This window comes from Streptomyces hygroscopicus, from assembly GCF_026168105.1.
Lineage (GTDB): Bacteria > Actinomycetota > Actinomycetes > Streptomycetales > Streptomycetaceae > Streptomyces > Streptomyces hygroscopicus_D.
In genome coordinates this window covers 1-22,301 of sequence record NZ_LBMW01000077.1, presented here as the reverse complement: position 1 = coordinate 22,301, position 22,301 = coordinate 1, and the positions used below count along the sequence as shown (strand labels likewise).

The 22,301-nt window shown below is 71.3% G+C and carries 19 protein-coding genes and 1 pseudogene; 7 read left to right on the top strand and 13 right to left on the bottom strand.

What is annotated here, in order from left to right:
* Together AAW14_RS37125 and AAW14_RS37120 are read right to left on the bottom strand one after the other, a co-directional pair.
* Positions 1–510, bottom strand: a pseudogene (locus AAW14_RS37125) (DNA helicase RecD); the annotation flags it as partial.
* Positions 507–1,490 (bottom strand): aldo/keto reductase, encoded by a 984-nt coding sequence (locus AAW14_RS37120; RefSeq protein ID WP_265568865.1) that lies wholly within the window; start codon positions 1,488–1,490, stop codon positions 507–509. The gene AAW14_RS37120 and the pseudogene AAW14_RS37125, both read right to left, overlap by 4 nt.
* Before the next feature lie 147 nt (positions 1,491–1,637).
* On the opposite strand from AAW14_RS37120, the gene AAW14_RS37115 reads away from it, so the two are divergent.
* Together AAW14_RS37115 and AAW14_RS37110 are read left to right on the top strand one after the other, a co-directional pair.
* Positions 1,638–2,693: an LLM class F420-dependent oxidoreductase gene (locus tag AAW14_RS37115; protein ID WP_265568864.1), complete on the top strand. Its 1,056-nt coding sequence runs from the start codon at positions 1,638–1,640 to the stop codon at positions 2,691–2,693.
* Between the two features lie 216 nt (positions 2,694–2,909).
* Positions 2,910–3,698, top strand: a complete 789-nt coding sequence (locus tag AAW14_RS37110) for a ferritin-like domain-containing protein (protein ID WP_265568863.1) — start codon at positions 2,910–2,912, stop codon at positions 3,696–3,698.
* 41 nt (positions 3,699–3,739) lie between these two features.
* On the opposite strand, the gene corA is transcribed toward AAW14_RS37110, so the two are convergent.
* The gene (gene corA / locus AAW14_RS37105) at positions 3,740–4,738 is read right to left on the bottom strand and encodes a magnesium/cobalt transporter CorA (RefSeq protein WP_265568862.1); all 999 of its coding nucleotides are present in this window, start codon (positions 4,736–4,738) and stop codon (positions 3,740–3,742) included.
* Between the two features lie 122 nt (positions 4,739–4,860).
* Here corA and AAW14_RS37100 point away from each other — a divergent pair, with 122 nt between their 5' ends.
* From AAW14_RS37100 to mshC, 4 genes are all read left to right on the top strand, one after another.
* Positions 4,861–5,547 carry a histidine phosphatase family protein gene (locus AAW14_RS37100; protein ID WP_265568861.1) on the top strand — a complete coding sequence of 229 codons (687 nt, stop codon included), beginning with the start codon at positions 4,861–4,863 and terminating at the stop codon, positions 5,545–5,547.
* Between the two features lie 141 nt (positions 5,548–5,688).
* Complete coding sequence (locus AAW14_RS37095) at positions 5,689–6,279, top strand: DUF3090 domain-containing protein (protein WP_265568860.1); 591 nt, start codon at positions 5,689–5,691, stop codon at positions 6,277–6,279.
* Positions 6,243–7,061: an SCO1664 family protein gene (locus AAW14_RS37090; RefSeq protein WP_265568859.1), complete on the top strand. Its 819-nt coding sequence runs from the start codon at positions 6,243–6,245 to the stop codon at positions 7,059–7,061. Before AAW14_RS37095 ends, AAW14_RS37090 begins: the two co-directional genes overlap by 37 nt.
* 118 nt (positions 7,062–7,179) lie before the next feature.
* Positions 7,180–8,409, top strand: coding sequence for a cysteine--1-D-myo-inosityl 2-amino-2-deoxy-alpha-D-glucopyranoside ligase (mshC, locus tag AAW14_RS37085; protein ID WP_265568858.1), 1,230 nt, complete (start codon positions 7,180–7,182; stop codon positions 8,407–8,409).
* A gap of 85 nt (positions 8,410–8,494) precedes the next feature.
* Here mshC and AAW14_RS37080 read toward each other — a convergent pair whose 3' ends face one another.
* The 10 genes from AAW14_RS37080 to AAW14_RS37035 all read right to left on the bottom strand — a co-directional run bounded on the left by AAW14_RS37080 (position 8,495) and on the right by AAW14_RS37035 (position 20,966).
* On the bottom strand, positions 8,495–9,040 hold the full coding sequence (locus AAW14_RS37080) for a hypothetical protein (RefSeq protein WP_265568857.1): 546 nt from the start codon (positions 9,038–9,040) through the stop codon (positions 8,495–8,497).
* Positions 9,041–9,085: 45 nt separating this feature from the next.
* The gene (locus AAW14_RS37075; RefSeq protein ID WP_265568856.1) at positions 9,086–10,831 is read right to left on the bottom strand and encodes a S8 family serine peptidase; all 1,746 of its coding nucleotides are present in this window, start codon (positions 10,829–10,831) and stop codon (positions 9,086–9,088) included.
* A gap of 543 nt (positions 10,832–11,374) precedes the next feature.
* Entirely contained in the window at positions 11,375–12,349 is a 975-nt protein-coding gene (locus tag AAW14_RS37070; protein ID WP_265568855.1) for a PAC2 family protein, read from the bottom strand.
* 181 nt (positions 12,350–12,530) lie between these two features.
* Positions 12,531–13,202 (bottom strand): FadR/GntR family transcriptional regulator, encoded by a 672-nt coding sequence (locus tag AAW14_RS37065; protein ID WP_265568854.1) that lies wholly within the window; start codon positions 13,200–13,202, stop codon positions 12,531–12,533.
* Between the two features lie 82 nt (positions 13,203–13,284).
* Positions 13,285–14,649, bottom strand: a complete 1,365-nt coding sequence (locus AAW14_RS37060; RefSeq protein WP_265568853.1) for an amidohydrolase — start codon at positions 14,647–14,649, stop codon at positions 13,285–13,287.
* Positions 14,646–15,398: a purine-nucleoside phosphorylase gene (locus tag AAW14_RS37055; RefSeq protein ID WP_265568851.1), complete on the bottom strand. Its 753-nt coding sequence runs from the start codon at positions 15,396–15,398 to the stop codon at positions 14,646–14,648. The genes AAW14_RS37060 and AAW14_RS37055 overlap by 4 nt, the downstream gene beginning before the upstream one ends.
* 311 nt (positions 15,399–15,709) lie before the next feature.
* Positions 15,710–17,326 (bottom strand): glycerol-3-phosphate dehydrogenase/oxidase, encoded by a 1,617-nt coding sequence (locus AAW14_RS37050; RefSeq protein WP_265568850.1) that lies wholly within the window; start codon positions 17,324–17,326, stop codon positions 15,710–15,712.
* 8 nt (positions 17,327–17,334) lie between these two features.
* The gene (glpK, locus tag AAW14_RS37045) at positions 17,335–18,873 is read right to left on the bottom strand and encodes a glycerol kinase GlpK (protein WP_265568849.1); all 1,539 of its coding nucleotides are present in this window, start codon (positions 18,871–18,873) and stop codon (positions 17,335–17,337) included.
* A gap of 85 nt (positions 18,874–18,958) precedes the next feature.
* Complete coding sequence (locus tag AAW14_RS37040) at positions 18,959–19,747, bottom strand: MIP/aquaporin family protein (RefSeq protein WP_265568848.1); 789 nt, start codon at positions 19,745–19,747, stop codon at positions 18,959–18,961.
* 454 nt (positions 19,748–20,201) lie between these two features.
* Positions 20,202–20,966 carry an IclR family transcriptional regulator gene (locus AAW14_RS37035; RefSeq protein ID WP_265568847.1) on the bottom strand — a complete coding sequence of 255 codons (765 nt, stop codon included), beginning with the start codon at positions 20,964–20,966 and terminating at the stop codon, positions 20,202–20,204.
* A 268-nt stretch (positions 20,967–21,234) separates the two neighbouring features.
* Here AAW14_RS37035 and AAW14_RS37030 point away from each other — a divergent pair.
* Positions 21,235–22,301, top strand: a 1,067-nt coding sequence (locus AAW14_RS37030; RefSeq protein WP_265568846.1) for a homocysteine S-methyltransferase family protein, incomplete at its 3' end; no start/stop codon positions are given.

Sequence of the window (22,301 nt, the reverse complement as noted above, 5' to 3'; positions counted from 1 at the left end):
GGCGCCGGGAGTCGGCGCGGAGGCCGGGGCCGCCGTGGGCCGCGAACGCCGCACGGGCTCGGGAGCGGGCGGGCGCGCGGCAGGCGCGGGCTCGCTGAGCGCGCTCGACACCGGCTTCTCCCCGCTCTCCACGGCCCGCACGGCCGCAAGGAGGTCCGCCGCCTTCCCGCTGAGCTTCCCGCCCGCCGCGACCGGCCCCTTCTTCTCGGCCTTCCGCCGCTCGATCCGCTCCCGCTCCAGCCGCTGAGCGGCCAGCTCGGCCTCGGCCTCCGACATCCGGGCCGGGTCGGCGGCCCCTTCACCGGCGCCCGCGCCCGGCCCGCCCGAGGCGCCGTCCACCGCGGCGCCCTCGGGCGTGCTCCCGGTCCGGTCGGCTTCGGATGCCCCGGGCGACGACTCCTCGGACGCCGCGTCCGCACCCCCGGCGGCCCCGCCCCCGCCGGTCCCGGACTCGTCGGCCGGTTCCCCCGGGCGGGGCGCCGTCTCCGTGGTTTCCGGGTCCGTGCTCACAGCGTGCTCCAGTCGTGATCGGGATATTGGTGCACCGGGGCCGACACATCGTCCAGCGCCCGGCAGATCTCGTCGGGAAGACTAAGCGTCTCCACTGACAACGCCGCCGTGAGCTGCTGCGCGTTGCGTGCTCCGACGATCGGGGCGACCACGCCCGGCCGGTCGCGGACCCAGGCCAGCGCCACCTGGAGCGGTGTCGCGGCGAGCCCGTCGGCGGCCGTCTGCACCGCGTCGACGATGCTGCTCGCGGTGTCGTCGAGGTAGGGCGCGACAAAAGGAGCCATGTGCTCGGACGCCCCGCGCGAGTCGGCCGGGGTCGCGTTGCGGTACTTGCCCGTCAGCACGCCCCGGCCCAGCGGAGAGGACGGCAGCAGCCCCACCCCCAGGTCCAGCGCCGCCGGCAACACCTCGCGCTCCACACCGCGCTGCAGCAGCGAGTACTCCATCTGCGCACTGGCGATTCGGGTCCGTACGCCCGGTGCCGCAAGCTGCCAGGTCGCCGCTTTCGCGAGCTGCCAGCCGCAGAAGTTGGACACGCCCGCGTACCGTGCCCGGCCGCTGCTTACGGCCAGGTCCAGGGTCCCCAGGGTCTCCTCCAGCGGGGTGTCGGGGTCGAAGGCGTGGATGTGCCACACGTCGACGTGGTCCGTGCCGAGGCGGGCGAGTGAGGCGTCCAGCGCGGCGAGCAGATGGCCGCGCGAGCCGTCGAAGCGACGGTCGGGGTCGGGCACGCTGCCCGCCTTCGTCGAGATGACCAGGTCCCGGCGCGGGACGAGCCCGTCCATGAGCCGTCCGAGCAGATACTCCGCCTCCCCGTCCCCGTACACATCGGCCGTGTCGACGAGGGTGCCGCCCGCCTCCCAGAACACCTTCAACTGGTCCGCGGCGTCGTGCTCGTCCGTGTCACGCCCCCACATCAGCGTGCCGAGTCCGATCCGGGACACACGAAGGCCGGTACGGCCGAGATGCCTCTGCTCCATGAACGCCGAGATTACGGCCTGAACTTGCCTCGTGGGGGGCCTGTGGACAACCCGTTTCCCCCTGGCGGCACCCCTGCCCGCCCTCCCGCCCGTCGGCTAGTGTCTCCCCCCACAAGAGACGTTACTGATCGGTAAGGGGAATCGGCCATGCAGCTCGGGATCAACCTCGGCTACTGGGGCGCCGGAATGGACGCGGACAATCTCGCCGTGGCCCAGGAGGCCGACCGGCTCGGATACGCGGTGTGCTGGGCCGCCGAGGCCTACGGCTCCGACGCGGCCACCGTGCTCACCTGGGTCGCCGCCCAGACCGAGCACATCGACGTCGGCTCCGCCATCTTCCAGATCCCGGCCCGTCAGCCCGCCATGACCGCGATGACCGCCGCCACCCTCGACTCGCTCTCCGGCGGCCGCTTCCGCCTCGGCCTCGGCGTCTCGGGGCCGCAGGTCTCCGAGGGCTGGTACGGCGTCAAGTTCGACAAGCCGCTCTCCCGCACCCGGGAGTACGTGGAGATCGTACGCAAGGCCATGACCCGCGAGCGGCTGTCGTACGAGGGCGAGCACTGGACCCTCCCGCTGCCCGGCGGCCCGGGCAAGCCGATCAAGCTGACCGTGCACCCCCAGCGCGAGCACATCCCGCTCTACATCGCGGCGATCGGCCCGAAGAACCTGGAGCAGACCGGCGAGATCGCCGACGGGGCCCTGCTCATCTTCCCCTCGGCCGACCACCTCGAGGAGACCGCGATCAAGTACCTGCGCGCTGGGCGGGAGAAAGCGGGCAAGACCCTCGAGGGCTTCGACGTCTGCCCCACGCTCCCGCTCGCGCTCGGTGACGACAAGGACGTGCCCGCGCTCGCCGACACCTTCCGCCCCTACACGGCCCTGTACGTCGGCGGCATGGGCAGCTTCAAGCAGAACTTCTACAACCAGCTCGCCCGGCGCATGGGCTACGAGAAGGCGGCCGCCGAGATCCAGGAAAAGTACCTGTCCGGGGACAAGCAGGGCGCCGCGGCCGCGGTCCCGCACGAGCTGATCGACCGGACCACCCTGCTGGGCTCCGTGGACCGCATCGCCGACCGGATGAAGGCCTACGCCGCGGCGGGCGTCACCACGCTCACGCTGGCGCCCGCCGGCTTCACGCTGGAGGAGCGGATCGCCTCGCTGCGGGCCGGATCCGAGGCGCTGGAGCGGGCCGGGCTCGCGTAGGCACGGGCCGAAGGTCTCCACGGCCGTGGTGGGGGCTCGGGGGTCTTCCCCGCCACGGCCGTCACGGGGAACAACGCGCCCGGACCCGCGCGGTTACGCCCCCGCGCAGGGCGGCTGGTCCTCCGTTCGGCGGAGCCGTCCCCGCACAGCTGTTGCAGCACCTCCGGAGCCGCATTTGACTCGTTCTTTGCGGAGTCCTGCAGAGAGGTGGGCGCGATGCTTTCGGCCAAGAAACTGTTCCAGGAGATCCTCGACGACGACGAGGCCTTCCGCCTCTTCTGCTCCATCGCCGCCGGCGGGGAGGCGCAGGGCGGCTGGGAGAACGGTCGGATCGCCGCGCTGGTGCCGGAGAGCGAGCGCGCGCTCGCCCCCAAGATCGCCCGCCACGGCGCGGACGAGGACAAGCACGGACGGATCTTCAACGCCATGATGGCGAAGCGAGGTCTCGAACCCGTCGCGGTCCCCGCCGAGACCGACTACACGATGCTCCTGGAGAGACGGGGCATCGGTGTCGCGCACGAGAAGCTCAGGGCCGACCAGCCGCTCACGGTCCGGGACGTCATCGTCTATCTCGCCCACAGCCGGGTCACCGAACAGCGCGCCTGCGAGCAGATGCTGATGCTCCGCAAGCACTTCGCCGACCACCCGGACATCGGCAAGGCCATCCGCATGATCTCCGGCGACGAGGACAACCACCTCGCGTACACCCACGAGGAACTGCTGCGCTTCGCGGCCGCCGGACAGGGCCGGTTCATCCAGCGGACGCTGCGCGCGTGCGCACTCGCCGAGATCCGCGTCCACCGGGACGTCAGCCTCGCCGTCCTGGACCGGATGGGGCGCATCCTCGACTGGCCGAGGGTACGGTCGGCGCTGCTAGCGGTGGGCATCCACGTCGCGTACGCCTATGAACGGCTGAGGGGCTGGCGGCGAATGGTGACGCTCGAGATGCCCCGCCGGCGCGACCCCCTGGGCGGGCCCGCCACGCCGGCGCCCGAGGCCGCCTGAACCGCACGCACGCGCGGGTGCGCCCCCGAGGGCGAATCCCGCTACAACCAGCCGCGATCCTTGAACAGCCGGTACAGCAGGACCTCGAGCGCCGCCATCGCCAGGATCACCGCCGGGTACGACCACACCCAGTGCAGTTCCGGCATGTGGTCGAAGTTCATGCCGTAGATCCCGGCGATCATCGTGGGGACCGCGGCCATCGCCGCCCACGCCGAGATCTTCCGCATGTCGTCGTTCTGCCGGACGCTCATCTGCGCCAGATGCGCCGAGAGGATGTCGGATACCAGCCGGTCCAGGTTCTCGACGGACTCGTTCACCCGGCTCAGATGGTCGTAGACGTCACGGAAGAAGGGGCGCGACTTCTCCTGCACGTACGGCACCGGCGTGCCGTACGTGCCCTGTCCCGCCAGCCGGACCAGTGGCGGCGCCAGCGGCACCGTCGCCCGCCGGAACTCCAGGACCTGCCGCTTGAAGGTGTAGATCCGCGACGCCGTGTGCCGCGAGCCCCCCACAGAAGGCGAGAAGACCTCCGCCTCCAGCTCCTCCAGGTCGGTCCCCAGCTCGGTCGCCACGTCCAGGTACTGGTCGACGATCGAGTCCGCGATCGAGTACAGCACCCCGGTCGGCCCGTGCCGCAGCATCTCCGGCTGCTCCTCCAGACGACTGCGGACGGAGCCCAGCGGCATGGCCTCGCCGTGGCGCACCGTGACCACGAAGGCATCGCCGAGGAAGACCATCAGCTCGCCGCTGGAGACGGTGTCGCTGTGCGGTTCGTACGACACCGGCTTGAGCACCATGAACAGCGAATCGTCGTAGATCTCGAGCTTGGGCCGCTGATGCGCCTTCAGCGCGTCCTCGACGGCCAGCGGATGGAGCCCGAACTCCTCGGTGACCAGGTCGAACTCCTTCTCCGTCGGCTCGTACAGACCGATCCAGAGGAAGGCCTCCGCCGAGGCACGGGCCTCGGCCAGGGCGTCGGAGAGATCCTCGGGACCCTCGGTCCTCCGCCCGTCGCGGTAGATGGCACAGTCGATGATCACGGTGCGAATTCTCCTGTCAGCCGAACCCGGGCGCTCGCGGACTCCTCTTCGCCGGTCCCTCCCGGCGAGCGCGGGCCGCTCGCCCCGACCGGGCCGCGAGGTGTCCCCTTAGGCTGGGCGTCATGCCCACGTTGATCCTCGTCCGGCACGGACGCTCCACCGCCAACACTGCGGGACTCCTCGCCGGCTGGACGCCCGGCGTCGCCCTCGACGAGCGCGGTGCCGCGCAGGCCGCGGCTCTGCCGGGGCGGCTCGCCGAGCTGCCGATCGCCGAAGTCGTCACGAGTCCCCTGCAACGCTGCCAGGAGACCGTCCAGCCACTGCTCGACGCCCGCCCGGGACTGCGCGCGCACACCGACGAGCGCATCGGTGAGTGCCATTACGGCGACTGGTCCGGCCGCAAACTCGCCGAACTGAAGGACGAGCCGCTGATGCAGGTCGTCCAGGCGCATCCGTCGTCGGCCGCCTTCCCCGGTGGCGAGTCCATGCGGGCCATGTACACCCGGGCCGCGGAGGCGGTACGCGACTGGAACGCGCGGGTGGAGCGCGATCACGGCGCCGACGCCGTGTACCTCATGTGCTCGCACGGCGACCTCATCAAGTCCCTTGTCGCGGACGCACTCGGACTTCATCTCGACCTCTTCCAGCGGATCTCCGTGGAACCGTGTTCCATCACCGCGATCCGTTACACCCGGTTGCGGCCATTTCTCGTTCGTCTCGGGGACACCGGTGATTTCTCCTCCCTCGTGCCGCGTGAGGAAGCCTCCGGTTCGGACGCCACGGTCGGGGGCGGTGCGGGAGCACCGTGATCGTCGGCCGCAGTAGGGTGAAGCGGTCGAACCGGCGCAGCAGTTCTCAGCAGCAATGGTTCTCAGCAGCAGCAGTTCTCAGCAACCGAAGCGGACCGGCGCGGACAGCCGGTCCCGATCCCGATCCAATGGAGACAGGACGTGTCCCGTCAGGTGTTCCTCTACGACCCCCCGGACCGTTTCGTGGCCGGTACGGTCGGGCTGCCCGGGCGCCGTACTTTCTTCCTGCAGGCCTCGGCCGGACACCGGGTGACCAGCGTGGCCCTGGAGAAGACCCAGGTAGCGGCGCTCGCCGAGCGCATGGACGAGCTTCTGGACGAGGTCGTGCGCCGTAGCGGCGGCAGCGCGGCCGTTCCCGCCATGGCCCCCACGGAGATCGCCGACACGGCTCCGCTGGACACCCCGATCGAGGAGGAGTTCCGCGTCGGCACCATGGCCCTGGCCTGGGACGGCGAGGAGCAGCGCATGATCGTCGAGGCCCAGGCCCTCGTCGAGCTGGACGCCGATTCCGAGGAGGACCTCGCCGAGGCCGAGGAGCGGCTGCTGCAGGACGAGGAGAACGGTCCGCCGATGCTCCGGGTCCGGCTCACCGGCTCGCAGGCGAGGGCCTTCGCCAAGCGCGCCCTCGACGTAGTCAACGCGGGGCGGCCGCCCTGCCCGCTGTGCAGCCTCCCGCTCGACCCGGAAGGACACGTATGTCCGCGCCAGAACGGATACCGCCGCGGCGCGTGACCACCGCCGAACTGCTCGCCGAGGGCGAGCTGACCGTACGCGGGCGCATCCGGGACGCGTCCAACGCCGCGCTGTACTGCACGGTCGCCTACGACGGACGGGAAGCAGCCTGCATCTACAAGCCCATCGCTGGGGAGCGGCCCCTGTGGGACTTCCCGGACGGGACGCTGGCGCAGCGCGAGGTCGCCGCCTACGAGGTGTCCGAGGCGACCGGCTGGGGCCTCGTGCCGCCCACCGTGCTGCGCGACGGGCCGTACGGCCAGGGCATGTGCCAGCTGTGGATCGACGGACACCAGGACACGGAACTCCTCGCCCTGGTGGACGGCGAGGAACCGGAGGAGGGCTGGAAGGCCATCGGCTTCGCCGAGGTCGGCGAGGGGAGGACCGCCCTGCTCGTGCACGCCGACGACGAGCGGCTGCGGCGGATGGCCGTCCTCGACGCGGTCATCAACAACGCCGACCGCAAGGGCGGCCATCTGCTGCCCGCCGCCGGGGGGCGCCTGTACGGGATCGACCACGGGGTCACCTTCAACAGCGAGAACAAGCTGCGCACCCTGCTGTGGGGGTGGGCCGGGGAACCGCTGACGGGAGAGTCGGTCGAGGTGCTCAAGGGCCTTCGGGAGACCCTGAGGGAGGGCGCGCCACTGGCCGAGCGGCTGACCGCGCTGATCACCCCCGCCGAACTCGACGCCACCCGCAAGCGGGTCGACGCGCTCCTGGAGTCGGGCAGGCACCCGGAGCCGAGCGGGGAGTGGCCGGCGATTCCGTGGCCGCCAGTGTGAGCGGCGGCCCCTCCGCAGACGCCGAGGCACAGCGGACGGCAATGCGCAAGAGGGCATGACCGGCCATCCGGCCCGGTCCGGTTCGTATACGGAACTTGCGGCCGGTTAGGCTCATGACATGCATGCCTGGCCCGCTTCCGAGGTCCCCGCCCTGCCTGGTCAGGGCCGCGACCTGAGGATCCACGACACCGCGACCGGCGGTCTGGTCACCCTCGACCCCGGTCCCGTCGCCCGCATCTACGTCTGCGGCATCACCCCGTACGACGCGACCCACCTGGGTCATGCGGCGACCTACAACGCGTTCGACCTTGTGCAGCGCGTGTGGCTCGACACCAAGCGGCAGGTGCACTACGTCCAGAACGTCACGGACGTCGACGACCCCCTCCTGGAACGCGCGGAGCGCGACGGCCTCGACTGGGTGGGGCTCGCCGAGCGGGAGACGGCTCTCTTCCGCGAGGACATGACCGCGCTGCGGATGCTGCCCCCGCAGCACTACATAGGCGCCGTGGAGGCGATACCCGGCATCGTGCCGCTGGTCGAACGGCTGCGCGACGCGGGAGCGGCGTACGAGCTCGAGGGCGACATCTACTTCTCCGTGGAGTCCGACCCCAACTTCGGGAAGGTGTCCAACCTGGACGCCGCCGCCATGCGCCTGCTGTCCGCCGAGCGCGGCGGCGACCCGGACCGCCCCGGCAAGAAGAACCCGCTCGACCCGATGCTCTGGATGGCCGCCCGCCCGGGCGAGCCCAGCTGGGACGGGGGTTCGCTGGGCCGCGGCCGACCCGGCTGGCACATCGAGTGCGTGGCCATCGCCCTCGACCACCTCGGCATGGGCTTCGACGTGCAGGGCGGCGGCTCGGACCTCGCCTTCCCGCACCACGAGATGGGTGCCTCGCACGCGCAGGTGCTGACCGGCGAGTACCCGATGGCCAGGGCGTACGTCCACGCCGGCATGGTCGCGCTCCACGGCGAGAAGATGTCCAAGTCCAAGGGCAACCTCGTCTTCGTGTCCCGGCTCCGGCGTGACGGCGTCGACCCGGCCGCCATCCGGCTCGCACTGCTGGCCCACCACTACCGGTCCGACTGGGAGTGGACCGACGAGATCCTGCGGGACGCCGGGGCCCGGCTCGACCGCTGGCGCTCGGCCGTCTCCCGGCCCGACGGCCCGCCCGCCGAGGAACTCGTCGAGGAGATCCGCGACGCCCTCGCCAACGACCTGGACGCGCCGGCCGCGCTCGCCGCGGTCGACCGCTGGGCGGCGCTCCAGCAGGAGAGCGGCGGTACGGACACGGGTGCGCCCGGCGTCGTGTCGCGTGCCGTGGACGCGCTGCTCGGCGTGGCTCTCTGAGCCCGCTGTCCGTGCACAGGGGAGCGGCGCCGGGCGGTGAGTTCCACCGCCCGGCGCCGCTTCGCGCCTTTCCGTCAGCCGTGCGTCACTTGTTCACGATGACGGCCTGTACGGCGTTGCTGCTCGCGTCGTAGATGCCGATGACCTGCTGTCCGTAGGCGAACGCCTCCTGGACCTCGTCGTGCGTCACCTGGTTGGGGTTCACCAGGGGGCGCCAGGCGTTGTTGATGAACAGGTAGAGGATCGACGGCTGGCCCGGGAGCGGGGTGACCACGTCCCAGAAGTGCTGGGCGATGCCGCTCACCAGCGACTGGGCCTCGACGGCGCTCGGCAGGACCAGCGGCTGCCCCTGCTGGTTCTGCTGCCCGCCGAGCTGCTGCAGCAGGTGCTGGAACGGCTGCTGCTGCCCGAGCTGCTGGAGCTGCTGCTGCAGCTGCGGAGACATCTGCTGCTGCGGAGACATCTGCTGCCCGATGCCCTGCTGCATCTGCGGGCCGAACGGCTGCTGCCCGAACTGCTGCGGCGGCGCCGTGCTCGGGCCCTGCTGCTGGCCGAAGCCCTGCTGCGCGTACGGCTGCTGGCCGTGGCTCTGCTGCTGCCCTTGCTGGATAATCTGCGGGGTGGTGCTCATGCGTGTGCCACCTTCCGTCATCTGTTGGGCACTTGCAGGTGAACGTCAGCCGGTGACCACCAGGCCGACGATGTCGTCGTCCGAGAACCAGACCCGGACGTCGGGCCGTCCGCCCGCGAAGGCGGCATGCACCGCCTGGCGGATCTCTGCGGACGGATGGTTGAGGTTGCGCCAGGAGCCGGCCACGAACAGCCGGAGCCTGGGCGGGAGTTCACGGGGGTAGGGCAGCAGCTCGTCCCAGTACCGCTCGGCCTGGCCCGAGCCGACCGCCTGGGGCAGCAGCCGGGTGACCGCCGCCCTGATGTCCGGCCGGTTGCCGATCCGCTGCGAGGCGGGCCGGCCCGGCGCGTCCTGCTGCGGGGAACCCGTGGACCGGAGTACCGCGCGGGCGCCCTCGGCGGACATCGGCTCGTGCCCGGCCGCCTTGAGCATGCCCTGCAGCGCGGCAAGCGCGCCGACGACCACCGGGGAGGCGGAGGAGGTCCCGGAGAACGTGTCCGTGTACCAGACGATCTCCTCGGCGCCGCCCTGCAGATCACCCGGCCGGTCCCAGAAGCCGCCCGTGGTCGTGACCTCCCGGCCCCAGCCCTGCGCGTCCACCCGGGCGCCGTAGTTGGAGAACGCCAGCCGCGAGCGGTCCGGGCCGTGGTCGCGGCCGTGTGTGCCGGGCGGCGGGGCGCCCGCCCCGACCAGGACGGCCCCGGAGGACGGGTGGGAGGGGTTGAACGGGTTGCGCCACCACTTCGGGAACTCGTCGGGGCGGCGCTCGTACACCGCGTCGTCGAGCGACTCGGCGCCGTTGCCCGCCGCCGCCACGACGACAACGCCCTTGGCGGTCGCGTACCGGATGGCCGCGAAGTCGTCCGGCCACCATTCGAGGGCGATGTAGCCGCGCTGGTCGTCGCGCTCCGCGAACTCCAGCCGCGGGCCCGGGCGGTGCAGTTCCACCAGCACGATGTCGCCCGGTCCGAGCCGGTCGGCCGCCGCGTGGATCGCGGCCGCGGTGCCGATGCCCTGGAAACCGGCGGCCGCGGTCACCGCGTCCGGCACGATGCCGGTGATGCCGTACTCGTTGCGGTCACCGCCGATCACACCGATGACGGCGGTGCCGTGGTTGCGCCAGGCGAGGTCGGTCAGCGGGGTGCCGACGACGACCCCCGCAAGCTTGGCCGCGAGGTCCTCGTGGCCCAGCTGCCAGGCGCCCTCGACGTCGACGATCGTCACCCCCTGACCGGTCCCACCGGGCCGCTGCCAGGCCCAGTGGGCGTCGATCCCCTCCGGCGCGGGCCACAGATAGCCCTGGCGACTGCTGAAGTCCGGCGTCACCGGTGTGCCTTCCTTCAGCCGCCGGCCGTCGTCCGCGCTCTCCGCAGTGCTCCGTACCGGCACCGACGACGCCGGTACGGCGCCGGGCTTCACATAGGCCGTGTCGATTCCCGGAAGCGCCGCGATCCGCGAGCGCAGCTCCTGGGCGCGGTCCCCGCCGCCGCGGACCCGGTAGAACAGCCCCAGGTCGGGCACGTCCTGCGTGGCCGCCGCGGACTGCTGGAGCCGCTCCTCGCTGCCGAACAGCGGTTCCAGTGCGAGCTGTTCGTCGTCGAGGAACATGTTGAGGGCCGACACGTCGGCGCCCGCCGCCGAGCGGACACCCTCGGCCCGGGCCCGCAGCCGAGCCTCGGGGCGAGCGACGACGATCAGCTCCTGCTCGGCCCCTCGATAGGTGAATCCCGCTCCGTCGGGCCCCGGGCCGGACGCTCCCGGGCCCTGTGCCGGCTGTACCTGGTCGGTCATCGGGTACCGCTCCCTTCGGTCCTTGTCGTCACCGTTGTCGGCTCGTTCGCCGCCGGGGTGCGTCCCTTCGGCTCATGAGCCGTACGGGGGTCGGCCTTCGGGGCACAACCAAGCACGGCGAGGGCGGCGCGTCCAGACCGATTTCAGGAAGATGGTTTGAGCACAAGTTGAATTGGGTATCGCGTGCAATCCGTCCTGAAACCGATGTCACCACAGCATTCGGCCAGATGTCGGCGGGACGCTGCGAAGTCCCTGTCGGCAGCCGGTGCACACGGCGTCCCGTCGTGGGTGTCCCCTCCGCGGACGGGCCGCCTCGAACTCGGCCACCACGGGCGGCTGTTCGTCGCGGCGCGCGGCTCGCGCCCGTGCGGTGGACGCCCGCATGCAGGCGATCCCGGCGTCGTACGAGCCGGCCACGGCGGGGAGGACGTCCGTCGGCGATGCGTTCCTGACCACGAGCGCGGCCCGCTCCACCGACTCCCACCGGCCCGCCCGGCCCGCTCCGGAAACGGCAAGGGCGGTGCGCCTGTGCGCACCGCCCTCTCAGTCCTCCTGCGGGTCTTCGTCCTCGCCGCCCGCCTTCGGCGGCTTCGGCGGCCGAGCACGACCGCCGGGGGTGTCCCGCCGGAACGGCCCCCCCTCGCCGCCGTCCGCCGTGGCGTGCCCGCCTGGCGGGCTGACGTCCCGTCTGCGCAGATAGCGCTCGAACTCGCGGGCGATCGCCTCGCCCGACGCCTCCGGCAGCTCCGCGGTGTCCCGGGCCTCCTCCAGCGTCTGCACGTACTCGGCCACCTCGCTGTCCTCCGCGGCCAGCTGGTCCACGCCGAGCTGCCAGGCGCGCGCGTCCTCCGGCAGTTCGCCCAGCGGGATGCGCAGGTCGAGCAGGTCCTCCAGACGGTTCAGCAGGGCGAGCGTCGCCTTCGGGTTGGGTGGCTGAGACACGTAGTGCGGGACCGCCGCCCACAGTGAGACGGCCGGAACACCCGCGTGCGTGCACGCCTCCTGCAGGACCCCCACGATGCCCGTGGGGCCCTCGTACTTGGTCTCCTCCAGATCCATCCGGCGGGCCAGGTCCGGGTCGGACGTGGTTCCGCTGATGGGCACCGGACGCGTGTGCGGGGTGTCGCCGAGCAGGGCGCCCAGGATCACCACCAGTTCCACACCCAACTCGTGGGCGAAGCCCAGCAGCTCGTTGCAGAACGAGCGCCAGCGCATCGACGGTTCGATCCCTCGGACCAGCACCAGGTCGCGGGGCTTCTCACCGCCGATCCGGACCACCGAGAGCCGGGTCGTGGGCCAGGTGATCTTGCGGACTCCGGCCTCCATGAAAACGGTGGGGCGGTTCACCTGGAAGTCGTAGTAGTCCTCGGCGTCCAGCGCCGCGAACACCTCGCCCTTCCACTCCCTGTCCAGATGCGCGACCGCGGTGGAGGCGGCGTCGCCGGCATCGTTCCAGCCCTCGAACGCGGCCACCATGACCGGGTCGATCAGCTCGGGAACCCCCTCGAGCTCGATCACCCAGCGCCTCCTTCCGACGTGCCCTCGCGTACGTCCCCAACCTTACGGCGTGCGGCGGGGGCGCCCGCAGCCCCCTTGCACGGGGGAGTGAACGGATGACTGCCCCGTCAACGGCCCTCGAACACCCATGATCGGCGGCCCGGGCCACTTCGCCCTTGCGGTGGTCCACACCTCCGATGGGTCAGAGTGTCGAGCGCAGCCACTGCTCGACGGACGCGATGTGGACGGTCGCCCAGGAGCGGGCCGCCTCCGCGTCGCGGTCGCGCAGGGCGCCCAGGATCGCGCGGTGCTCGTGCAGGGTGCGGCTGACCGCGTCCTCCTGGGTCAGTCCGCGCCAGATCCGGGCCCGGGTGGTCGGTCCGGACAGTCCGTCGAGCAGGGAGCACAGCACCGAGTTGCCGGAACTGTGCACGATGCCCCGGTGGAACTCCAGATCGGAGGCGACCAGCTCCTCCACCGACGGTTCCGGTCCCAGCTCGTCCAACTGCGCGGTCAGCGCGTCCAGCTGCCGCTCTCTGATCCGGGACGCCGCCATGGCCGTCGCGGCCGGCTCCAGGATGCGCCGCACCGCGAGGAACTCCAGCACGGTGTCGTCGCGGTGGAAGTCCACGACGAAGCTGAGCGCCTCGAGCAGAAGTTGGGGATCGAGGCTCGTCACATACGTGCCGTCGCCCTGCCGCACGTCCAGGATGCGGATCAGCGACAGGGCGCGTACGGCCTCACGCAGGGAGTTGCGGGACAGCCCGAGCTCGGCGGCGAGCTCGCTCTCCTTGGGCAGCCGGTCGCCGGGCCGCAGCGCGCCGGAGACGATCATTCCCTTGATTTTTTCGATCGCCTCATCGGTGACTGCCATGGCGGCCCTCCCTGTCGTTCAGACATCCGATGTCTCGGCCATTATGGGGGAGGTGTGCTGAACGGGGAGGAGAGCCCCGGGGTCAGCCCGCGAAACCGGCCTCGCATCCCTCCTGCGGCCCGCCCGGGGAATGAGCCTGGACCAGCTCCTCCAGCTCCGCGACCGCCGCCCTCCCGTCGACCGTCGTCAGCACCCGCCCCCGCATCAGGACCCGGCCGTCGACGACCGTGTCCCGCACGTCCCCCGATGTCGCCGCGTAGGCCAGCGTGGACCACACGTCGTGCCGCGGACGCAGATGCGGGGCGCCGAGATCGAGCACGATCAGGTCGGCCCGCTTGCCCGTCTCCAACGAGCCGAGCAGATCGCCGAGTCCGAGCGCGCGGGCGCCCTCGATCGTCGCCATCCGCACCGCCTGCTCGGCGCCGACCGCGGTGGGATCGCCGTCCGCCTTGTGCACCAGAGCCGCCTGCCGCACCGCCCCCAGCACATCGAGCGTGTTGGAGCTGACCGCCCCGTCCGTGCCGAGTCCCACGGTCACCCCCGCCCCCAGCAGCCGCGGCACCGGCGCGATCCCGCAGCCCAGCTTGAGGTTGGAGACCGGACAGTGCGCCACCGAGGTGCCCGTACGCGCCAGCGCCGCGATCTCCGGGCCGGTGAGGTCGACCGCGTGCGCGAGCAGCAGATCGGGGCCGAGCAGTCCGAGCGAGTCGAGCAGCTCCACCGGCCGCCTGCCGTACCGGACCTCGACGGTGGCGACCTCCGTCGCGTTCTCCGCGGCATGGATGTGCAGCAGCGCCCCGAACTCCCGCGCCAGCGCGCCGATCTCGCCGAGCTGGTCCGGGGAGAGGGTGTACGCGGAGTGCGCGAACACGACCGGCCGCAGGCCGGGCGGTGGCGCGGCCCGCTCCGCCAGGTCCCGGCGCGCCCACTCCAGGCGCTCCTCGTAGGCCCTGCCGTCGGGCGAGTCCGGCACGTCGATGAAGGTGGGCCCGGTCAGCAGCCGCCAGCCCGCCTCCCGCGTGACACTCTCGGCCGCCTCGTGGAACCAGTACATGTCGAGCGCCGAGGTGACCCCGGCCCGTACGCTCTCGGCGAGAGCCACCCGGACCGCGGCGCCCACGTTCTCCGGTGACAGAAGCTCGGCCTCCCAGCGCAGGACGCGCTCCAGGAAGCCCTGGAGGCTGACGTCGTCGGCACGTCCCCGCAGCAGCGTCATCGCCAGGTGGGTGTGCGTGTTGACGAGCCCCGGCAGGACGAGACAGCCCCGGGCGTCGATGTCCGTTCCGTCCCCGTCCGTCCTGTAGCGCGCCCGCAGCTCCTCGGCCGGTCCGACCGCGAGGATCGCTCCGTCGCGCACGGCGACGGCTCCGTCCGGTACTACGGTGCCGGCGTCGTCGACCGTCAGGACGTCCCCGCCGTGCACCAGCAGATCGATGCGCTCACTCATCCCGCGTACTCCTCGGCCAGCAGCCGCAGTGCCTCCAGGCAGACCACCGCGCCCCGCTCCACGCCCCGGGCGACGACCTCGCGGTGAGGGTTGTAGCCGCCGGTGGCCTCCGCGTCGACCAGCTCGTCGGCGTTGGCGCCGTCCACGACGAGCGCACCGCCCGCGACAAGGCCGCGCAGCGAGGCGGTCACCAGCAGCGCGGACAGCTCCATCTCGATCGCCGCGAGGCCCGCCCCGTCGTACGCGTTCAAAGGGATCAGGCCCGGTTGGAAGGCCGCCCTGGTCCATACGATCCCCCGATGGTGTGCCGTGCCCGCCTCGCGGGCCGCGCGCTGCAGCGCGAAGACCGCCTCGGGCGCCGCCACGGCCGGGTACTCCGGCGGCAGCAGCTGCTGGGTGACACCGTCGTCGCGCACAGCGGCCTGAGCGATCACCAGGTCGCCGTCGCCGATCCCGGGCTTCATCGCGCCGGCCGTGCCGAACCGCAGAAACGTGCGGACCCCCGCATCCGCCAGCTCCTGGAAGAGCAGGATCGCGCCGGGCGCGCCCACCCCGTGCGAAGCCACCGTCACCGGCAGACCCTTCCAGTTGCCGCTGAACACCCGGTACTCGCGGTGGTGGGAGACCTCCGCGGCACCCTCGAGCTGCGCGGCGAGGGCCGCCGCCCGCGCCGGGTCCCCGACGACGACGGCGCGCGGCGGCAGTCCGGCGCGGGGGATACGGGCGACGGGCGACAGGTCCTTCGTCATGAGGCGACTCCAGTGGGTCGGATACGGCGACGGCGGCGGACCGTCGTCAGGAAGAACCGTACGCAGCCACAAGCCGCCTCCTCGCCCGAGCCGCTACTCCCACAGGGTGTTCGGCGCCTGCCCGGGTACCGCATCCGGGCGCAGACGTCGGTTGCCGCCCCAACCGGTCGGCAGAGGTGGGGAGTTCGCCGGTTCACCGTTCGGCGGCTGCGGGCATGGCCGATGACCGGGAGCACGCGGACCTTCGGGCCCTGGCCGTGCATACGGAAGGGGCGGCTTCGTGCGGGAAGCCGCCCCTGGCCGTGTGGGACCTACTTCTTGTCGAGCAGGTCCTGCACCTTGCCGCGCACCTCGTCCGTGGCCAGGCCACGGATCGTCAGCGTGGTGCGGCGGCGCAGTACGTCGTCCGCCGTCTCGGCCCACTCGTGATCGCGGGCGTAGACGACCTGCGCCCAGATCTCCGGGGCGTCCGGGTGGACGCGCTCGCCCAGCTGCGGGTCGTCGTTGGCCAGTCGCGCGATGTCGAAGGCCAGCGAGCCGTAGTGGGTCGCCAGGTGCTTGGCGGTGTCGGGTGCCATGCGCGGGCCGGGCGCCGGACCGTCGACGACCAGCCGGTGGGCCACCGCGCGCGGGTTGGCGATGCCCGGCAGCGGCAGCTTCTTCGGCAGCGTGGAGATCGGCTCGAAGTCGTCGCCGAGCGGACGGCCCGGCAGGGACTCCAGCTTCTGCATGACCGTACGGCCGATGTGCCGGAACGTGGTCCACTTGCCGCCCGCGACGGACAGCATGCCGCCCTTGCCCTCGGTGACGACGGTCTCGCGCTTGGCCTTGGAGGTGTCGCCGGGGCCGCCGGGCAGCACCCGCAGACCGGCGAAGGAGTAGGTGATCAGTTCGCGCCGCAGCTGCTGGTCACGGACGGAGAAGGCGGCCTCGTCGAGGATCTGGGCGATGTCCTTCTCGTCGACCGCGACCTCGGCCGGGTCACCCTCGTACTCCTCGTCGGTCGTGCCGAGCAGCAGCATGTCCTCCCAGGGGAGGGCGAAGGTGATGCGGTACTTGTCGATCGGCGTGGCCAGCGCCGCCTTCCAGGGGGACGTGCGCTTGAGCACCAGGTGCACGCCCTTGGACAGGCGTATGGAGGGCGCCGCGTCCGGATTCTCCATCCTGCGCAGGTGGTCGACCCACGGGCCGGTCGCGTTGAGCACGAGCCGTGCGTCCACGCCGAACTCGTCACCGGAGGTCCGGTCCTTCAGCTCGGCACCGGTGACCCGGCCCCGGGTGAACCGCAGGCCGGTCACCTCGGCGTGGTTGAGGACGACGGCACCCGCGTCGACGGCCGCGCGGACCGTCATCAGCGCCATGCGCGCGTCGTTCATCTGGTCGTCGCCGTACACGGCCACGGCCTTCAGATTCTCGGTGCGCAGCTCCGGCACGTCCTGCTGCGCCTTGGCCGGCGAGAGCAGGTGGCCGACGCCGTCGCCGAACGCCGACAGCGCGGAGTAGGCGAAGACGCCCGCCCCGAGCTTCGCCGCGCCGTGCGGCCCGCCCTTGTACACGGGGAGGTAGAACGTGAGCGGGTTCGCCAGATGGGGGGCCACCTGGCGGGAGACCGCACGGCGCTCGAAGTGGTTCTCCGCCACCAGCTTCACCGCGCCGGTCTGCAGGTAGCGCAGTCCGCCGTGGAGGAGCTTGGAGGAGGCGGAGGAGGTGGCGCCGGCGAAGTCGCCGGCGTCGACCAGAGCCACCCTGAGGCCGGACTGCGCGGCGTGCCAGGCGGTGGAGATGCCCAGGATGCCGCCGCCGATCACAAGAAGGTCGTACGACGCCTTGGAGAGCTGCTCCCTGGTCTCGGCCCGGCTCGGGTTGGAGCCGGAGGCCGGGTGCGTCCCCAGGGCAGGCACGGACTGCAGGGTGGACTGACTGGTCATGCGGGTGATTACTCCTCGTCCTCGATCCAGCCCATGGTCCGCTCGACGGCCTTGAGCCAGTTCTTGTACTCACGGTCGCGGGTCTCCGCGTCCATGTGGGGGGTCCACTCGGCGGCCCGGCGCCAGTTGGCGCGCAGTTCGTCGGTGCTGGTCCAGAAGCCGACGGCGAGACCGGCGGCGTAGGCGGCGCCGAGGCAGGTGGTCTCGGCGACCATCGGGCGCACCACCGGTGCGTCCAGAACGTCCGAGAGCGTCTGCATCAGCAGGTTGTTGGATGTCATGCCGCCGTCGACCTTCAGGGCCACCAGCTCGTCGCCGGAGTCCTTGACCATCGCGTCGGCGATCTCCCGGGTCTGCCAGGCGGTGGCCTCCAGGACGGCACGCGCGAGGTGCGCCTTGGTGACGTACCGGGTCAGGCCGGCGATCACACCGCGGGCGTCGGAGCGCCAGTGCGGGGCGAACAGGCCGGAGAAGGCCGGTACGAAGTAGGCGCCGCCGTTGTCCTCGACCGAGAGTGCGAGCGTCTCGATCTCGGCTGCGGTGGAGATCAGGCCCATCTGGTCACGCATCCACTGCACCAGGGAGCCGGTGACGGCGATCGAGCCCTCCAGCGCGTAGACCGTCGGCTGGTCGCCGATCTTGTAGCCGACCGTGGTCAGCAGGCCCGCGTAGGAGTTGATGATCTTGTCACCGGTGTTCATCACCATGAAGGTGCCGGTGCCGTAGGTGGACTTGGTCTCGCCCTCGGAGAAGCAGGTCTGGCCGAACAGGGCCGCCTGCTGGTCACCGAGCGCCGAGGCGACCGGGATGCCGCCGAGCAGGTCGCCCAGCTTGCCGCCGGTGACCTCGCCGTAGACCTCGGCGGAGGAGCGGATCTCCGGCAGGATCGCCAGCGGGACACCGATGGACTCGGCGATCTTCTCGTCCCACTCCATCGTGTGCAGGTTCATGAGAAGGGTGCGGGAGGCGTTGGTGACGTCGGTGACGTGGCGACCGCCGTTGACACCGCCGGTCAGGTTCCAGATGACCCAGGTGTCCATGGTGCCGAAGAGGATGTCGCCCGCCTCGGCGCGCTCCCGCAGGCCCTCGACGTTGTCGAGCAGCCAGCGGGCCTTGGGACCGGAGAAGTAGGACGCGAGCGGCAGGCCGGTCTCACGGCGGAAACGGTCCTGGCCGACGTTGCGGCCGAGGTCCCTGCAGAGCGAGTCGGTGCGGGTGTCCTGCCAGACGAGGGCGTTGTGGACGGGCTCACCGGTGTTCTTGTCCCACAGCACGGTGGTCTCGCGCTGGTTGGTGATGCCGATGGCCTTGATGTCGTCCCGGGTGATGCCGGCCTTCTCGATGGCTCCGGCGACAACCTCCTGGACGTTGGTCCAGATCTCGGTGGCGTTGTGCTCGACCCAGCCCGGCTTGGGGAAGATCTGCTCGTGCTCCTTCTGGTCGACGGAGACGATACGGCCGTCCCGGTCGAAGACGATGCAGCGCGAGGATGTCGTGCCCTGGTCGATGGCTGCGATGAAGGGGCCGGCGGTGTGTGCGTCGGTCACGGTGTACTCCTGAAGTTCCGTGGATAAGAAGGGCGGTCTTTACGGCGCGGTGCTGACGTGCGAAGCCTGGGGAAGCTCACTGTTCTCAAGCAAAAGCGACGTTGTAGATGCCTGCGGCGATCGCCGCGCCGATCAGCGGACCGGCGACCGGGATCCAGGCGTAGCCCCAGTCGGAACCGCCCTTGTTGGGCAGGGGGAGGAGGGCGTGCACGATGCGCGGACCGAGGTCACGGGCCGGGTTGATCGCATAGCCGGTCGGGCCGCCCAGGGAGAGGCCGATCCCGACCACCACGAGCGCGGTGACCAGGGCGCCCAGGGTTCCGAGGCCGTTGCCCTTGTCGTTGAGGCCCTGCGTGAGGACCGCGAGCACCAGCACGATGGTGCCGATGATCTCCGTGGCGAGGTTCTGCACCGCGTTCCGGATCTCGGGACCGGTGGAGAAGATGCCGAGCACGGGGCCGGCCTGGGTCTCCTGCGCCTCGACTGCCTTGGTGTCCTGCGCCCCCGGGCCGCCGACGATCTCTCTGTCGGTGAGGTGGGAGCGGAACTGACCGTAGTACGCGACCCAGACCAGGGTCGCACCGATCATGGCACCGAGCAGCTGTCCGGCCCAGTAGACCGGGACGTTGCTCCATTCGCCGCTCTTGATGGCGAGTGCGAGCGTCACGGCCGGGTTGAGGTGGGCACCGGAGAGCGGTGCAGAGGTGTAGACGGCCGTCAGGACGGCGAAACCCCACCCGAAGGTGATGGCGAGCCAGCCGGCGTTACGGGCCTTGGAGGCCTTCAGGGTCACGGCGGCGCACACGCCGCCGCCGAGCAGGATGAGTATGGCGGTACCGATGGTCTCGCCGATGAAGATGTCGGAGCTGGACACCCGCGACTCCTTTGTCCTTCGTCCAGGGGAAGGCGAACCCCGGGTCCCTCCGGTGGTCCGCGCCCTCGGGGGTGAGAGCGATGCCGGCCCTTGGCGTTGTCACACTCTAGCGCTTATTGCCGGTAGGTGTTCGACAATGCCGACCGATGGACGGGAGTCTCGCTTCCGGTTCGGCGTGCCGTCAAGGGTCAGGGATTCGAATGCAGGATCGTTATTGATCGCCCTCCGTCTTCGATCTTGTGGGCGCGCGCACATCGCATGCGTCCTGCTGCTGAACAGGCACGTTTCGTGTTCGCGTGGAGATGGCGAACGGAGTGCGCCCCCCCGGGCGCGGCCGGGCGCCCCGGCGTGCGGGCACGCGAACGGGCCGGTACGGATGCCGTACCGGCCGGTGACCTTCAAGTCCTGCGCGCCGTACGGGAGTCCCGGCCGCGGGATCCGCTCGGTGCGCGGTTCAGAACCGTCCGGCGCCCAGGTCGCGCGAGACCGCGCGGGCGCAGTCGCGGACCGCCGCGATCAGCTCGGGACGCAGCTCCCCGTCCTGGCACACGCGCTCGACGGCGCCGGTGATGCCCACCGCGCCCACGGGCATCCGCCGCCGGTCGTGGATGGGTGCGGAGACCGAGGCCACGCCGGTCCAGGTCTCCTCGACATCGGCCGCGTACCCCCGCGCTCGCGTGAGGTCGAGAATGTGTTCGAAGTCGTCCAGTTCGCAGACGGTCCGGTCGGTGAACGCCTTGCGGTCCGCCTCCAGCGCCTCGCTGTGCGCCACCGGGTCGTACGCCGACAGCACCTTGCCCAGGGCCGTGGAGTGCAGCGGCTGCATGGCCCCGATCTCCAGGACCTGCCTGCTGTCGTCGGGCCGGAACACGTGGTGCACGATCAGCACGCCCTGCTGGTGAAACACCCCCAGGTAGACGCTCTCCCCGCTGGAGCGGGCCAGGTCGTCCGTCCATACCAGGGCACGCGCCCGCAGCTCGTGCACATCCAGGTAGGTGGTTCCCAGGCGCAGCAGCTCGGCGCCCAGCTGGTAGCGGCCCGAGGCCGGCTCCTGCTCGACGAACCCCTCCTGCTGGAGTGTGCGGAGTATGCCGTGGGCGGTGCCTTTCGCGAGGCCCAGCGACGAGGCGATGTCCGACAGGCCGAGCCGTCGCTCGCCGCCCGCGAGTAGCCGCAGCATCGCGGCCGCCCGTTCGAGCGACTGGATGTTCCGTGCCATCCCCGTGGTGCCTCCGTTCTTCGACTGTCCGCCGACCGTCGTATACCACCGTTCGGCAATGCCGAACACTACCGGTCCTTGCCGACCTCCCGCTAATGGGTGGTCGCCATCCGTTCTGCCGCAGTCCCCGTGAGGGCCATGTGCGGCACGCCCGTCCGCCCCGTGGACGCCCCTGACCGCACGGCGCGCTCCCGGGCTACCCTGGCCGCGTGCGTCTTCCGTGGGAAGCGCAAAGCCGACAGCCGTCGCACCCCAGGGAGCATCTTCCATGGCCTCGTTGCCGAACCCGTCCGTTTCGTCCGCCGCAACCGACAGCCGGACCCGAACCGAAGCCCTCCGGGAAGCCCTCGCCACCCGCGTCGTGGTCGCCGACGGCGCCATGGGCACGATGCTCCAGGCCCAGGATCCGACGCTGGACGACTTCGAGGGCCTCGAGGGCTGCAACGAGATCCTGAACATCACCCGCCCCGACATCGTCCGCTCCGTCCACGAGGCGTACTTCTCGGTGGGCGTCGACTGCGTGGAGACCAACACCTTCGGGGCCAACCACGCGGCCATGGCCGAGTACGAGATCGCCGACCGCGTCCACGAGCTGTCCGAGGCGGGCGCCCGGATCGCCCGCGAGGTGGCGGACGCGTTCGTCGCCGACGACGGCCGGCAGCGCTGGGTCCTCGGCTCGATCGGCCCCGGCACCAAGCTGCCCACCCTCGGCCACGTCGGCTACACCACGATCCGCGACGGCTTCCAGGCCAACGCGGAGGGACTGCTGGCCGGCGGGGCGGACGCGCTGATCGTCGAGACCACCCAGGACCTGCTGCAGACGAAGGCCGCCCTCCTGGGCGCCCGCCGGGCCATGGAGGCCACCGGTATCGAGGTGCCCCTGCTGTGCTCGATGGCGTTCGAGACCACCGGCACCATGCTGCTGGGCTCCGAGATCGGCGCCGCGCTGACCGCGCTCGAGCCGCTGGGCATCGACATGATCGGCCTCAACTGCTCCACCGGCCCCGCCGAGATGAGCGAGCATCTGCGGTACCTCACGCGCCACTCCCGTATTCCGCTGCTGTGCATGCCGAACGCTGGACTGCCCGTCCTCACCAAGGACGGCGCGCACTTCCCCCTCGGTCCCGAGGGCCTGGCCGACGCCCAGGAGAACTTCGTGCGCGACTACGGACTGTCGCTGGTGGGCGGCTGCTGTGGCACGACCCCGGAGCATCTGCGTCAGGTCGTCGAACGCGTCCGGGGTCTCGCCCCGGTCGAGCGGCGCCCGCAGCCCGAGCCCGGCGCCGCCTCGCTGTACCAGTCGGTGCCGTTCCGGCAGGACACCTCGTACCTGGC